This window comes from Brevibacterium salitolerans (genome assembly GCF_039531405.1).
Lineage (GTDB): Bacteria > Actinomycetota > Actinomycetes > Actinomycetales > Brevibacteriaceae > Brevibacterium > Brevibacterium salitolerans.
Genome location: NZ_BAAAPZ010000002.1, coordinates 92,964 through 107,450 on the forward strand (window position 1 = coordinate 92,964; position 14,487 = coordinate 107,450).

General features: G+C 70.0%; 14 protein-coding genes. 9 read left to right on the forward strand and 5 right to left on the reverse strand.

The genetic code is table 11. The features are described 5' to 3' along the window. The first annotated feature begins 1 nt into the window (after position 1). The 4 genes from ABD240_RS01375 (at position 2) to ABD240_RS01390 (ending at position 4,036) form a co-directional block, all read left to right on the forward strand. Positions 2-1,111, forward strand: coding sequence for a s-methyl-5-thioribose-1-phosphate isomerase (locus ABD240_RS01375; protein ID WP_344334547.1), 1,110 nt, complete (start codon positions 2-4; stop codon positions 1,109-1,111). Then, entirely contained in the window at positions 1,111-2,454 is a 1,344-nt protein-coding gene (locus ABD240_RS01380; RefSeq protein WP_344334548.1) for a NupC/NupG family nucleoside CNT transporter, read from the forward strand. Before ABD240_RS01375 ends, ABD240_RS01380 begins: the two co-directional genes overlap by 1 nt. A gap of 77 nt (positions 2,455-2,531) precedes the next feature. Continuing rightward, the gene (locus tag ABD240_RS01385) at positions 2,532-3,353 is read left to right on the forward strand and encodes a purine-nucleoside phosphorylase (RefSeq protein WP_344334549.1); all 822 of its coding nucleotides are present in this window, start codon (positions 2,532-2,534) and stop codon (positions 3,351-3,353) included. Next, positions 3,350-4,036: a class II aldolase/adducin family protein gene (locus ABD240_RS01390; protein WP_344334551.1), complete on the forward strand. Its 687-nt coding sequence runs from the start codon at positions 3,350-3,352 to the stop codon at positions 4,034-4,036. The genes ABD240_RS01385 and ABD240_RS01390 overlap by 4 nt, the downstream gene beginning before the upstream one ends. 81 nt (positions 4,037-4,117) lie before the next feature. Here the strand turns inward: ABD240_RS01390 and ABD240_RS01395 are convergent, their stop codons facing one another. Together ABD240_RS01395 and ABD240_RS01400 are read right to left on the reverse strand one after the other, a co-directional pair. Then, positions 4,118-4,666 (reverse strand): LapA family protein, encoded by a 549-nt coding sequence (locus tag ABD240_RS01395; RefSeq protein ID WP_291792064.1) that lies wholly within the window; start codon positions 4,664-4,666, stop codon positions 4,118-4,120. 272 nt (positions 4,667-4,938) lie between these two features. Continuing rightward, entirely contained in the window at positions 4,939-7,155 is a 2,217-nt protein-coding gene (locus ABD240_RS01400) for an NADP-dependent isocitrate dehydrogenase (protein ID WP_344334553.1), read from the reverse strand. A gap of 213 nt (positions 7,156-7,368) precedes the next feature. On the opposite strand from ABD240_RS01400, the gene ABD240_RS01405 reads away from it, so the two are divergent. The 4 genes from ABD240_RS01405 to ABD240_RS01420 all read left to right on the forward strand — a co-directional run bounded on the left by ABD240_RS01405 (position 7,369) and on the right by ABD240_RS01420 (position 11,915). After that, a complete protein-coding gene (locus tag ABD240_RS01405) occupies positions 7,369-7,998 on the forward strand; it encodes a thymidine kinase (RefSeq protein ID WP_291792060.1) in 630 nt (209 codons plus the stop codon). Positions 7,999-8,123: 125 nt separating this feature from the next. Continuing rightward, the gene (locus ABD240_RS01410) at positions 8,124-8,909 is read left to right on the forward strand and encodes an alpha/beta fold hydrolase (RefSeq protein ID WP_291792059.1); all 786 of its coding nucleotides are present in this window, start codon (positions 8,124-8,126) and stop codon (positions 8,907-8,909) included. Positions 8,910-9,048: 139 nt separating this feature from the next. Then, positions 9,049-10,686, forward strand: a complete 1,638-nt coding sequence (locus ABD240_RS01415) for an SLC13 family permease (RefSeq protein ID WP_425546978.1) — start codon at positions 9,049-9,051, stop codon at positions 10,684-10,686. A gap of 140 nt (positions 10,687-10,826) precedes the next feature. Further along, positions 10,827-11,915 (forward strand): NADH:flavin oxidoreductase/NADH oxidase, encoded by a 1,089-nt coding sequence (locus ABD240_RS01420; protein ID WP_344334556.1) that lies wholly within the window; start codon positions 10,827-10,829, stop codon positions 11,913-11,915. 72 nt (positions 11,916-11,987) lie between these two features. Here ABD240_RS01420 and ABD240_RS01425 read toward each other — a convergent pair whose 3' ends face one another. Further along, entirely contained in the window at positions 11,988-12,323 is a 336-nt protein-coding gene (locus ABD240_RS01425) for a DMT family transporter (protein WP_291792114.1), read from the reverse strand. Continuing rightward, a complete protein-coding gene (locus ABD240_RS01430; protein ID WP_344334558.1) occupies positions 12,323-12,718 on the reverse strand; it encodes a DMT family transporter in 396 nt (131 codons plus the stop codon). Before ABD240_RS01430 ends, ABD240_RS01425 begins: the two co-directional genes overlap by 1 nt. A gap of 249 nt (positions 12,719-12,967) precedes the next feature. Here ABD240_RS01430 and ABD240_RS01435 point away from each other — a divergent pair, with 249 nt between their 5' ends. Beyond that, positions 12,968-13,615 (forward strand): MBL fold metallo-hydrolase, encoded by a 648-nt coding sequence (locus ABD240_RS01435; RefSeq protein WP_344334560.1) that lies wholly within the window; start codon positions 12,968-12,970, stop codon positions 13,613-13,615. Positions 13,616-13,681: 66 nt separating this feature from the next. Here ABD240_RS01435 and ABD240_RS01440 read toward each other — a convergent pair whose 3' ends face one another. Beyond that, positions 13,682-14,284: a hypothetical protein gene (locus tag ABD240_RS01440; RefSeq protein WP_344334562.1), complete on the reverse strand. Its 603-nt coding sequence runs from the start codon at positions 14,282-14,284 to the stop codon at positions 13,682-13,684. Positions 14,285-14,487 lie beyond the last annotated feature (203 nt).

The window sequence follows — 14,487 nt, forward strand, 5'->3', positions numbered from 1 at the left end:
CATGAAGTCTGACCTCCTGCCGATTGGGACCCCTGCGATGCCCACAGATGTGCCGACCCCCAGCCTCATCCGCGACAGCGTGCTCGTCGATCCCGATGCGGTGCGGATCCTGGACCGCCGCCGCTTCCCGTTCTCACGCACCTGGGTGACGTGCCGCACCGTCGAGGAGGTCGCGGTCGCCATCGAGGAGATGGTGACGCAGAGCAGCGGACCGCTGTTCGCCGCGGCGGGCGGGATGGTGCTCGCGGCCCGCGTCGCTGACGGCGGCGCGGCCGGCGGATCGCGCGAAGCCGTGCTCGCCGAGGCCGCGCGCCGGCTGCGAGCGACCCGCCCGACGAACAACGGCATCCGCGAGGCGGTGTCGGCCATCCTGGAGGCCGCCGCCGCGCCGCTGGAGAGTGGAGACGCCCTGGTCCCGGTCGTCGAGGAAGCGGCCCGCGCCGTGGGCGACCGGTACCTGCAGCGGAGCCGCCGTCTGGGGGAGCACGCGGCGGCGCTGCTCAGCGACGGCGACACGGTGCTCACCCACTGCTGGGGAGAGTCCTACGTGACGGAGACGGTCGCCGCCTGTCTGCGTGCGGGCAAGCGGATCTCCATGATCTGCACCGAGACCCGCCCCTACCTGCAGGGAGCGCGGCTCACGGCCGAATCGCTCGCGGAGATGGGCGTCGAGGTCTCCGTGGTGACCGACGGCATGCCGGCGCACCTCATGAGCCGCGGCGACATCTCCGCCCTCATCACGGCCGCGGACCGCGTGACCATGGACGGCCACGTCGTCAACAAGATCGGCACGCTCCAGCTCGCGCTCGCCGCCCACGCCTTCGACGTCCCTTACACGGCCCTCGTGCAGGCCCCGGACGAGCACGCTCCGGACGCGGCGAGCGTACCGCTGGAGGACCGCGACGGCGACGAGGTCCTGTTCCTGAGCGGGCAGCGCACGGCCTCGGAGAGGGCCGTGGGCATCTACCCGGCCTTCGACGTCACCCCGCCTCGGTTCATCAGTGCGATCGCCACGGACAGGGGACGGTTCGCCCCGCGGGACCTCCGCTCCTACGCCTCCGCGCCGGCCGCCGATCTGACCCTGAAGGCGGGTGAGCGCTCATGGATGTGATGAGCGTCCTCCGAGGGCTCCTCGGCATCGTCGTGGTGCTCGGCATCGCGTTCCTGTTCTCGAAAGACAAGCGGCGCATCCGGCTGCGGCCGATCCTCACCGGGCTCGGGCTCATGTTCGTGTTCGCCTTCCTCGTCATGGGCACGGGCTGGGGCGCCGCCGTGCTGGAGGCCGTCTCGAACGGCGTGAGCGCCCTCATGGGCTTCGCCCGCGAGGGGATCGACTTCGTGTTCGGCGGTCTCTACACGGAGGAGTCCGGCATCACCTTCGTCGTCGCCTTCGACGTCCTGCCGCAGATCATCTTCTTCGCCTCCCTCATCGCCGTCCTCTACCACCTGGGGATCATGCAGGTGGTGACCCGCTACATCGGCGGCGGCATCCGGCGGATCATGGGCACGAGCCGTGCGGAGTCCATCTCCGCCGCGAGCAACATCTTCGTCGGCCACACCGAGGCGCCGCTCACGGTCAAGCCCTACCTCGCACGGATGAGCAGGTCGGAGCTCTTCACCGTCATGGTGGGCGGCCTCGCCTCCGTCGCGGGCACCATGCTGGCGGCGTACATCGCCCTGGGCATCCCGGCCGAGTACGTCCTCGCGGCGATGTTCATGGCGGCGCCCGCAGGCATCGTGATCGCCAAGACCTTCTACCCGGAGGTGGAGGAGACCTCTGACGCGGCCGTCCTGGTGAGTGCCGCACGGAGCGACGGGACCACCGGGGCTGCAGATGCCGCAGAGAGCGCCTCGGGGGAGGATGCGGCCGAGGCCGCTGCGGGGGAGGAAACCGCCTCCTCCGGCGACGGGGATGCACAGGCGGTGGAGCCGGAGGAGGAGCGCGAGGCGAACCTCATCGACGCCGCCGCGACCGGCGCCCGCACCGGCCTCACCCTCGCACTCACGGTGGGCGCGATCCTGCTGGCCTTCGTGGCGCTGATCGCCGTCGTCAACGGTGCGATCGCAGCGGTGGGCGGCCTGTTCGGCGTCGAGACCTCGCTCCAGGAGATCCTCGGGTTCGTGCTGAGCCCGCTCGCCTTCGCCCTCGGCGTCCCCTGGGCGGAGGCCGTGCAGGCGGGGTCCTTCATCGGCGAGAAGTTCATCCTCACGGAGTTCATCGCCTTCACGAGCCTCTCCGAGGCCGCGGGTGCGCTCTCCGCGAAGACGGTCGCCGTCGTGAGCTTCGCGCTGTGCGGCTTCGCCAACCTCGGCTCGATGGGATCGCTCATCGGGGTCCTGGGAAGCCTGGCGCCGGGCCGCAAGAAGGAAGTGGCGAGGCTGGCGCTCAAGAGCGTGTTCGCGGGCATGCTCGCCTCCATGCTCAGCGCCGCCATCGTGGGGATGTTCTTCTGAGCCTCTCCGCCGGACCGCCCGCACGTCCTCCGCGCACATCGACACCCGCAGCACACCACGATCAGGAAGAAGCAGCCATGGACATCTCCGCACGCGTCGCCGAGGCGCGCGACCACATCCTCACCGTCACCGCCGCCCGCCCGGAGATCGGCATCGTCCTGGGCAGCGGCCTCGGGCACCTCGCGGGCATGGTCGAGGACCAGGTGCGGATCCCCTACACGGAGATCCCGCACCTGGCCGCCACCACCGTGGAGCTCCACTCCGGGGAGCTCGTGATCGGCCGGCTGGAGGGGCGGGAGGTCGTCCTCATGTCCGGCCGCCTGCACTACTACGAGGGCCACGACCTGGACGCCGTGACGTTCCCCGTGCGCGTCCTCGGTGCGCTGGGCGTGAGCGAGCTGTTCGTGACGAACGCCAGCGGTGCGATCAACGAGAGCTACTCGCCGGGTGAGGTGATGATCATCAGCGATCACATCAACTACCCCGTGCTCAACCCGCTCCGCGGGCCCAACGATCCCACGGTGGGTCCGCGCTTCCCGGAGATGGTCGACGTGTACTCGCCCCACCTGCGCGAGCTCGCCCGTACGGTGGCGGCCGAGGCCGGACTGCCGGTCCAGGAGGGCGTCTACGCCTGGGTGTGCGGACCCTCCCTCGAGACGCCGGCGGAGATCCGCATGATGCGTGCCGGCGGGGCGGATGCAGTCGGCATGTCGACGGTGCCGGAGGTCATCGTGGCCCGCTACCTGGGCATGAACGTGCTCGGCATGGCGTGCATCGGCAACATGGCCTCGGGCGTCAGCAGCGAGCCGATCACCGCGCAGGAGGTCGCCGACAACGTGGCGCGCACCGGCGCGCAGCTGGTGGAGACGCTCCGTGGCGTGCTGCGGAGGCTCCCGTGACGGATCCGGTGCCTGTTCTCGGCCTCGCCTCCCCGCCCGCAGAGGTCTTCTCTGCTCTGGCCGAGGTGGGCCGCTCCGCCGTGGCGCGAGGACTCGCGCTGGCCAGCGGCGGGAACCTCTCCGCCCGGCTGCCGGGGGATGCAGGGACGTTCGTGATCACGGCTGCCGGGTCGCACCTCGATGAGCTGGGGCCGGAGCAGTTCTGCACGATGACGCTCGCGGGTGAGACAGCGGCGGCGCCATGTTCGCCGGATGCGTCCGGGAACCAGGTGCGGCCCTCGAGCGAGTGGAAGCTCCACCAGCGCATCTACAGCGTGCGGCCGGATGTGAACGCGGTGGTCCACGTGCATCCGCAGTATGCGGTGCTGCTCGATGCCCTGGGGCACGAGGTGCGGATGATGACCCTCGACCATGCGGCGTACGTGCGCTCCGTCGGGACGGTGGCCTATCACCCCAACGGCTCTGACGCGCTGGCGGAGGAGGCGGCGGCCGTCGCCGCTCAGCACAACTGCCTCATCCTCAGCCATCACGGCTGCGCCGCGCTGGGGGAGAGCATCGAGATGGCCCACCGGCGTGCGCTGAACCTCGAGGAGGCCGCTGCGGCGAGCTACCGGGCACTGCTGCTGGGCGACACGGAGACGGCCTTCCCCGCCGAGGCGCTGGCGGACCTCCACCACGCCTGAGGCGGCTGGCGCCTGCCCGCGGCTGCACACAGTCCGGAAGGTGCACGTGAATGTGCACGGGCCGCGCAGAGCGGCCTGGTCTCAGCGTTCGACGGCGCGTTCGATGCGCTTGAGCTTGCGCTGCAGGACGAAGATGCGGACGGTGCCGATGATCCCTGCGACCAGCACGCCGGCGATCGCTGCGAGCAGCATGGCGACGCCCAGCGGGAGTTCGAAGTGCCAGCCGAAGTACTGGAAGCCGGTCGTGGTGTTGTTCTGGATGATGAAGATCAGCAGCAGGACGAGGACGACCGTGCCTGCGATGAGCGAGGCCCAGGCGCCGCCGGACAGGCCGCTCTTCGCAGCGGGGACGCCGCGATCAGGGGTGCGGGACTTCTTCTCGCCGGCGGCGGGACGAGCAGGCGAGTGTGTGCCCTTCTGCGGACTGGGCTCGCTGGAGCCGCCCTTCTGCGGGCCGGGCGTTCTCGGCTGCGCGGCCTCGCGCTCACGCGAGTGCGGGGAGAGGCGCGCGGGCGCCTCTGCCTCCGCTCCGGGCTGTCCGGCCTCGGGCTCGAAGAGCTCAGCGGGAAGCTCATCGCTGAGGTTTCCCGTGGGCTGTGCGGGGTCCCTGGGGTCTCCTGAGGTGCTCATGCGGACAGTCTAGTGCCGGGCCGGGTCTGTGAGCAGGGATCTTCTGCCTCGTTCTGTCCCGCAACGCGAAGCTCTGTCCCGTAACGCAGAGCTCCACTGGTTTCCGCCGAAAAGAAAATGATCAGTCTCCCCAGCCACATCCGCAGATATGGCAGGGGAGACTGATCACACGAGCTTTCGCCGGGCGGCTCGGCTCGGCCGGGTGACTGCGCAACCCGGTTGGGAGCGGCAGCACCGGGCTCAGCCGGGCGCCGCAGCGCCGCGGTGACGGCTCAGCTCAGAGACGCGATGATCTCGTTGAGCGTGGCGGACGGCCGCATGACGGCATCCGCCTTGTCGTCGGCCGGGTTGTAGTAGCCGCCCAGGTCCACGGGGGAGCCCTGCACCTCGAGCAGCTCTGCGGCGATCTTCTCCTCGTTGGCGCGCAGAGCCTCCGCGACCGGCTTGATCGAGGCCGCGAGGTCCGCGTCCTCGGTCTGCTTCGCCAGCTCCTCCGCCCAGTACAGGGCGAGGTAGAAGTGGCTGCCGCGGTTGTCGATCTCGTTCACCTTGCGCGAGGGCGACTTGTTCTCCCGCAGGAAGGTGCCGGTCGCATCGTCCAGGGTGGAGGCGAGCACGCCGGCGCGGTCGTTGCCCTCCTTGTTCTGGAAGTGGCGGAACGACTCCGCGATGGCGAAGAACTCTCCCAGGGAGTCCCAGCGGAGGTGGTTCTCCTCCACCAGCTGCTGGACGTGCTTGGGGGCGGAGCCGCCCGCTCCCGTCTCGAACAGGCCGCCGCCGGCGATGAGCGGGACGACGGACAGCATCTTCGCGCTGGTGCCCAGCTCGAGGATGGGGAAGAGATCCGTGTTGTAGTCGCGGAGCACGTTGCCGGTGACGGAGATGGTGTCCTCACCGCGCCGGATCCGCTCGACGGAGAACTTCGTGGCCTCGACGGGGGACATGATCCGGATGTCCAGGCCCTCCGTGTCGTGGTCGCCCAGGTACTGCTCCACCTTGGTGATGAGGTTCGCGTCGTGCGCACGGGCGGGATCGAGCCAGAACACGGCGGGGGTGTCCGAGAGGCGCGCACGCTCCACGGCCAGGCGGACCCAGTCGCGGATCGGGACGTCCTTGGCCTGGCACGCGCGCCAGATGTCACCGGCGGACACGGTGTGGCTCATGACGGCCTCGCCGGCGCCGTTGAGCACCTCGACGGTGCCGTCCGCATCGAGCACGAACGTCTTGTCGTGGCTGCCGTACTCCTCCGCCTTCTGCGCCATGAGGCCCACGTTGGGCACGGAGCCCATGACGGAGGGATCGAACTTGCCGTTGGCCTTGCAGTCGTCGATGACGGCCTGGAAGACGCCGGCGTAGGAGGAGTCCGGGATCACCGCGAGGGTGTCCTGCTCCTTGTCATCGGCGTTCCACATCTTGCCGCCGCCGCGGATCATCGCGGGCATGGAGGCGTCGACGATCACGTCGGAGGGCACATGGAGGTTGGTGATGCCCTTGTGGGAGTTCACCATCGCCAGTGCGGGGCCGTTCTCCAGGCCGGCGTCGATCTCCGCCTTCACCGCGGCGGCGGTGTCCGCGTCGAGCGAGTCCAGGCCGGCGAGGATGGCACCGAGGCCGTCGTTGGGGGAGAGCCCGGCCGCGGCGAGCTGCTCGCCGTACTTCTCGAAGACGGCCGGGAAGAACGCACGGACCACGTGGCCGAACAGCACCGGGTCGGAGACCTTCATCATGGTCGCCTTGAGGTGGACGGAGAAGAGCACACCGTCTTCCTTGGCGGCGGCGATCTGGTCCGCGAGGAAGGCGTCCAGCGCGGCGGCGTTCATGAAGGTGGCGTCGACGACCTCGCCGGCGAGCACCGGGAAGGTCTTGAGCACGCGGGCCTCGCCGCTCGCCGGGGTGAAGCGCACCGTGAAGGTGTCGTCGGCAGGGGAGATGACGGACTGCTCGTTGGAGGCGAAGTCGTTCTCGCCCATCGTCGCCACCCGGGTCTTGGAGTCCGGTGCCCATTCGCCCATCGAGTGCGGGAACGCCTTGGCGAACTCCTTGACGGCCTTGGGCGCACGGCGGTCCGAGTTGCCCTCACGCAGCACCGGGTTCACGGCGGAGCCCTTGACGGTGTCGTAGCGGGCGCGGACGTCCTTCTCCTCCTCCGTCTGCGGGTCCTCCGGGTAGTCCGGCACGTCGTAGCCCTGCGCCTGCAGCTCTGCGACGGCGGCCTTGAGCTGCGGGACCGATGCGGAGATGTTGGGGAGCTTGATGATGTTGGCGTCCGGGGTCTTGGCCAGCGCACCGAGCTCGGAGAGCGCGTCCTCGATCCTCTGCTCCTCGGTCAGACGCTCCGGGAACAGAGCGATGATGCGACCGGCGAGGGAGATGTCGCGGGTCTCGACCTCGACGCCTGCCTTGCGGGCGAACGCTTCGACGATGGGCTTGAGGGAGTACGTCGCGAGCAGCGGAGCCTCGTCCGTGCGCGTGTACATGATCTTTGCCATTGAGCGGGATTCTCCGTATCGATCAAGGGGTTTGCCATTTGATTCTATCTGCGTACTCAGAAGTGCTCCATATGAGGTTCGTCCCGCACACCGGCTACCATGCAACGGGCCCGGCGGGATCGACGCGCGGGATCGACGCGCAGGGGGCGCGGAGCACCAACGGCCCGGAGCACCAACGGCGCGGAGTGCGAACGGGGAGAGACGGGGAGAGACATGGCGAAGCTGTACTTCCGTTACGGCGCGATGAATTCCGGCAAGTCGACGGCTCTGCTCCAGGCGGCCTTCAACTACGAGGAGCGCGCACAGCGCGTCCTGCTGGCCAAGCCCCGCGTGGACACGAAGGGCGACGACCGGATCCTCTCCCGGCTGGGCGTGGCGCGGACGGTCGACTTCCTCATCGACCACGATGCCCGGGTGGAGACCCTCTTCGACGACGCCGCCAGCCGCACGGATCACACGGCGCTCATCGAGACGCTCGAGGATCCAGGCCAGCCGGTCAGCTGCCTCCTCATCGACGAGGCCCAGTTCCTCACGCCGGAGCAGGTGGACGGCCTCATGCGCATCGCCGTGGATCGGGACGTGCCGGTCATGGCCTACGGCATCCGCACGGACTTCCGCACGCACGCCTTCCCCGGCTCCGGCCGCCTGCTGGAGATCGCGCACACGCTGGAGGAGCTCAAGACCATCTGCCGCTGCGGGCGCAAGGCCATGTTCAACGGCAGGCGGCTGGGCGGGCAGTTCGTGTTCGACGGCGACCAGGTGGCCATCGACGGCATGGACGTCACCTACGAATCGCTCTGCCCCACGTGCTACCTCCGGGAGTCCGGCGGCCGTCTGCTCTGACCTCGGGCAGCCGGTCCGCGCCTCCGCGCCCGAGGCCGCGGCCTCGGGCGCACGGACCTGCCCGGACGCTAGTCTGGTGCGGCAACCGTCTCCCCACCCGCAGCTTCGCCGAAAGGGGCACACCCATGTCCGCACTCGCCTACTCCGTGGTCAACGATGCAGATCCCACCGCACCCCTTCTCATCCTCGGGCCCTCCCTGGGGACGCATGCCTCCCAGTGGGCCGGGGCCGCCTACTTCCTCGCCGACGACTACCGCGTGGTGCTGGCGGACCTGCCCGGCCACGGCCGCGGGAAGCGCCTCGACGACGTGAGCGTGGAGCGCATCGCCCAGGGCATCCTCGAGATCGCGGACGAACTGGGCGCGGAGACGTTCAGCTTCGCGGGGATCTCGATCTCCGGCGCCGTCGCCCTGACCCTGGCGCTGCGCGCCCCCGAACGCCTGGTGGGTGTGGGCGCGCTGTGCACCGGGGCGAGCTTCGGCGGACCGGAGCGGTGGAACGAGCGGATCGAGAACGTGCGCGCCCTGGGCTCCCTGCGACCCACGGTGCCGGAGACCGCGGACCGCTGGTTCGCCGCAGGCTTCCTCGACGAGGACCAGGCGGCGGGCGCGATCGTGCTGGAGCAGCTCGCGGAGACGGACCCCGAGGCCTACATCGACTGCTGCCGCGCGCTCGCGGACTACGACCTCACCGGGGAGGTCGCGGACATCTCCGTCCCGGTGCTCTTCCTCGCCGGCTCGCAGGACATGGGCAACACCCCGGAGAGCATGCGCGAGCTGTCCGCGCAGGTCGAGGGCAGCGAGTTCACGGTGGTGCCGGACTCCGCGCACCTGCCCATCGTCGAGCATCCGGAGATCGTCGCCGAGGCGCTGGCCGCCTTCCTCTCCCGCGCCGCGCAGAAGCGGCGCTGACCACAGGGGCCGTTGCCCGGCTGTCCCTGTTCTGTGGGAGGATCCTGAGGACACGATGAGAGTCTCGGACCGCGGCGGGCGTGCGGACGATCTCCGCCCCGCCGGGTTCCGGGACATGAGTCTGCAGGGAGGCAGAGTCATGGACCAGAACGGTACGGCGCAGAGCGATCCGGCGATGCGCACGGCGGCGAGTTCCGGTCAGGTGCTGGAGTCCAGGGACGGCTCGACGGAGATCGACCACCGGTCACCGGGCGAGAGGGAGCCCGCGCTGCCCAGGCACACCGTGCGCGTCCGCCGGGGCGGCTTCGTCCTGGGGCTGGTGCTGGCGGGCATCGTCTACCTCCTCATGCCCGGGGAGGTGGCGAACGAGGCGAGGGTCACCGCCGCCACTGCCGTTCTCATGGCGGCGTGGTGGATGACGGAGGCCATCCCGATCCCCGCCACCGCCCTCGTGCCGCTCGTGGTCTTCCCGGTCTTCAACGGCGTGGACCTCTCCGAGGTGGGCGGCAGCTACGGCTCGGACACCATCTTCCTCTTCATGGGCGGCTTCCTCATCGCGCTGGCGATGCAGAAGTGGAACCTGCACCGGCGGATCGCGCTCGCCACCCTCCGCGTGATGGGCGACCGGACGAGCTTCATGATCGCCGGCTTCATGATCGCCACGGGCTTCCTCTCCATGTGGGTCTCGAACACCGCCACGGCGGTGCTCATGCTGCCCATCGGGCTCTCCGTGCTCCTGCTGGTCAACGAGACCCTGGCGGAGAGCGGTGCGGTCACGGAGCCGCGGTCCTGCGACCCGGAGGCTCCCGAGGGAGAGGCGAAGCCCGCCGTCATGCAGACGCGCTTCGCCACGGCCCTCATGCTGGCGATCGCCTACTCGGCCTCCATCGGCTCGCTCGGCACCATCATCGGCACCCCGCCCAACACCTTCCTGGTGGGCTATCTGCGCGACAACCACGACATCAGCATCGGGTTCGGCGAGTGGATGCTCGTGGGCGTGCCTGTGGCCGTGGTGATGATGGCCGTCGCCTGGTTCCTGCTCGTCAAGGTCCTGTTCCCGCCGGAGGTCAAGCGGATTCCCGGCGGGCGGGAGCTGATCTCGAAGGAGATGGCGAAGCTGGGCCCCATGTCCACCGGCGAATGGCTGGTGCTGGGCGTCTTCGTCCTCGCGGCCCTGTCGTGGATCGTCATCCCCACGGTCTTCGAGGAGCCGCCCATTTCCGACGCCGGCATCGCGATGGCGGTGGGCCTCGTCCTCTTCGTGCTGCCCGGCGGCGCGAAGCGCGGCGTCCGGCTCCTCGACTGGGACACCGCCGTCCAGATGCCGTGGGGCGTGCTGCTGCTCTTCGGCGGTGGTCTGGCGCTGTCGGCCCAGTTCACCGCCTCGGGCCTCTCGGAGTGGATCGGCACCGTGGCCGAGGGGCTGGCGGCCGTGCCGGTCGTCGTCCTCGTGGCGGTGCTGGCGGCGGGCATTCTGTTCCTCACGGAGATCACGTCCAACACCGCCACGGCGGCGACCTTCATCCCGGTGGTCGGCGGGGTCGCGATGGGGATCGGCGCGGACGTCATGCTGCTGACGGTCCCCGTGGCGCTCGCCGCCACGTGCGCGTTCATGCTCCCCGTCGCCACGCCGCCCAATGCAGTGGCATTCGGCACCGGGTACGTGACGATCGCGCAGATGGTGAAGGGCGGACTGTGGCTCAACCTCATCGGCATCGTCGTCATCACTCTCGCGACGATGACCCTGGCCGTCTCCGTGTTCGGGATCGTGTTCTGAGCGTCTCCGGCTGAGGCGGAGGGCGGAGTCGCTCCCGCACCGGGTCCGTGTGCGAAGGCACATGGACCCGGTGCGGGGAATACGGCGCCGGGGCGCGAGGTTGCCCGGACGGTCCCTCAGTCTCTGCGAAAGGCTCCACCATGCCCCGTCTGTTCGAACCTCTCACCCTGCGCGGCCTCACCGTGAAGAACCGCATCTGGCTGCCGCCCATGTGCCAGTACTCGTGCGAGGGCAGGGACGGCGTGCCCACCGACTGGCACCTCGCGCATCTGGGCGCACGGGCGCAGGGCGGGTTCGGCCTGCTCATCGCGGAGGCCTCCGCCGTCGTCCCGGAGGGGCGGATCTCCCCGTTGGACGCCGGCATCTGGAACGACGCGCAGGCTGCCGCCTGGTCGCGAATCGTCGACTTCGTCCACACGCAGGACGCCGCCATCGCGATCCAGCTGGCCCACGCGGGCCGCAAGGGCAGCACCCACCCGGCGTTCCACGGCGGTCCCAAGGGCTCCCTCGGCGCGGAGGACGGCGCCTGGGAGACCGTCGCCCCCAGCGCCGTCCCGTTCCCGGATCTGGCCGTGCCGCGGGAGATGAGCCGGGAGGACATCGCCGAGGCCGTGGTCGCCTTCGCGGCAGGAGCGCGCCGAGCGCAGGGGGCGGGCTTCGACGCGGTCGAGATCCACGCCGCACACGGCTATCTGCTCCACGAGTTCCTCTCCCCGTTCTCGAACGAGCGCACGGACGAGTACGGCGGCGACTTCGCCGGGCGCACGCGCATGCTCATGGAGACCTACCGCGCGGTCCGGGCGGAGGTGGGGGAGGAGTACCCGGTCATGGTCCGGATCTCCGCCACGGAGTGGACGGACGGCGGATTCGACCTCGACGAGGCCGCGGAGCTCGCTGCGCTGCTGGACGCGGAGGGCTGCGACCTCATCGACGTCTCCAGTGCGGCGAACGTGCCCGCGGAGATCCCCGTGGGACCGGGGTATCAGGTGCCGCTGGCGGCCGAGGTCGCCGGCACCGGTGCGACGACCGCCGCGGTCGGTCTGCTGACGGAGCCCGTGCAGGCCGAACAGGTGCTGGTGAACGGCGACGCGGACGTGGTGCTGATCGGCCGTGCTGCACTGCGCGAGCCCGCGTGGCCGCAGCGGGCCGCGCATGAGCTCGGGCTGGACTGGCGGGAGGCGCCGTACCCCAAGCAGTACACGCGCGGCCGCTGGGGCGCGGGCCTCTGACACCTCTCGCGGATGTCTCATTCCACGTCGTCATTCAGCCGAAAAGTCGACGTGGAATGAGACATCCGCGGGCTACGGGGCGGCTTCGGCGTCCTTCCCGCCCTTCCCGCTGGTGAGCTCGAGGCCCACCACCCCGACCACGATGAGTGCGAGCGAGACGATCTTGCCGGGGCCGAAGGGCTCTCCGTCGATCGCGGACCAGAGCGCGGTGACGGAGGCTCCCACGCCCACCCAGATCGCGTAGGCGGTTCCCATCGGCACGGTGCGCATGGCGCGCTGCAGACCCCAGACGGAGCCGGTGAGGGCGAGGAGGAAGACCCCGGCGTTCACCGGGTCGAGGATGTCCGCGAGCGCGTGCGCCCAGACGGCTTCGAGGCTGCCGGAGACGAGGAGCAGGATCCAGTGCATCAGCTCGCCACCTTCATCCCGATCACGCCGCAGATGAGCAGCGCGGCGAACCCGGCGCGGAGCCAGTTGAGCGACTCCTCCCTGCGAAGGACGGAGAAGGCCAGCGTGGTGACTGCGCCGATCCCCACCCAGACGGCGTACCCGGTCCCCACGGGGATGGAGTCGAGCGCGAGTGCGAGGCCGCCCATGGACAGGACGGTGCCCACCAGGAAGAGGGCGATGCGGCGGGGCATGCGCATGCCGTCGGCGGCGAGTGCATAGGCCCACATGGTCTCGAATGCGCCGGAGACGATCAGCACGGTCCAGGCGATGCCGGTGGGTAGATGCGGTGGGCCGAGCGCGAGCGCGGACGTCGCCGCAGCTGCCGCCGGAACGGAGAAGGGGGCGGTGAACATGAGGGTTCCTCTTCTGGCCGTCGGCATCTGTGCGGGTACGGCTCCCTCGTCCGCGGGCGCTGTCGGCGCCCGCGGACCAGTGTAGCGAGGCCGGGGGAGGACCCTGCTCAGCCGGTGCACAGCGGTCGGGGGCACGGCCGGCGAGGGATGCTCCGCGGGCGGGTCCCGGCCGCGCGCAGTGCAGCGCGCATGCAGGAGGCAGTGCAGGAGGCCCTGCCGAACCGATGCGGACTGGCCTAGGGTGGAAGCATGGAGAACATTCTCACCCGCGAGTTCGCGGGCTTCACGATCCGCTCCGTGCCCGTCTCAGAGATGGCCAATAACGTCTATCTGCTCACGGCCTCCGGCCGGAGCGAGCACATCCTCGTGGACGCCGCGGACGATCTTCCCGCGATCCGCGCGCTTCTCGAGTCCGCGGGCGGAGGAGAGGTCGCGGCGATCCTCACGACGCATCGTCACTGGGACCACGTCCGCGCCCTGCGCGCCGCACAGGAGGAGCTGTGCCGCCGCACCGTCGCGGGGGTGGACGACGCGGAGGCGATCGAGGAGGAGTCCGGAGCGAGCGTCGAGCAGACCGTCTCCCACGGCGAGGTCCTGGAGATCGGCGGGCTCACACTCGAGTGCATCGCCCTGCGCGGCCACACCCCCGGTTCGATCGCCTACGTGCTGCGCGACGGGGACGGCGGCACCGTGATCCTCTCCGGCGACTCGCTGTTCCCCGGCGGCCCGGGGAAGACCTGGTCGCCCGAGGACTTCACGCAGCTCATGGACGACCTCGAAGAGCGCGTCTTCGCGAGGTTCCCGGACGACACGCTCGTGCTGCCGGGGCACGGGGCGGCGACGGCGCTGGGTGTGGAGCGCCCGGCGCTGGCCGAATGGCGGGAGCGCGGCTGGTGAGGGCGGGCAGGGTCCTGCCGGTTCCGAGGGAGTGACGGGGAGCGGGAGCGCGGCTGGTGAGGCCGCTCAGAGAGTCGCGACGACTCTGAGGCCCCAGACCGCCCACGCGAGGCAGAGCACAAGGAGCACAGGCGGGAGCGGGGTCAGGGTGCTGGTCACCGCGGCTGGCCCGGAGACGGGTGTGTCCTGCTGCCGCCAGCGGGCGTGCGCGTCCAGAATCTGCTGGATCTCTGCGGGGACGTGTGCCTCAACGCTCACCTTCCCCAGCCGCTCGCGCTGTGTCCGGCGGCCGGAGCTGGGCAGCGCCCAGGCGCCGTAGGTCTTCCCGTCCGTGGAGCGGACGGTGAGGCCCAGCCGCAGATCGAACTCGTCGATCCGTGAGAAGGGGATGACGACCGTGCGCGCGATGTTCACGAGCGTGAGTCCGTCCGCCCTCAGCTCCACGTGCGGACGGAGATAGCAGGCCCAGCTGAGCACGCCCAGCAGCGCGGGGAGCCCGAGGACGGCCACCGCTGCGGGCTGCGGAACCTGGAGGAGGGTGAGGGCCGCGGCGAGGACGGCCACCGCCAGGGTGAACCATGCGAGGGCGCGTGATCTCCCGTTGCGCAGCAGCACGGCTGCGGACTGCTCGTCGTCAGGGCGGCGGGGATCGAACGGTGAGGAGGTCACCCCGCCGATTCTAGGGGGAGAGAGCCACGCAGGTCCTCTGCGCGTGGACCCGACGCTCAGGGTGTCCTGAGCCTTAAACATACGAAGCCGGGAAGTCCCCAAGTTCTCGGTTACAACTGGGTAACAATGCGTGAGGGAATCTCATTATGTGCAATGGCACACATCCGGGTTCCCTAGAGTTTCCTCAATGTCGTCCGAGTCAC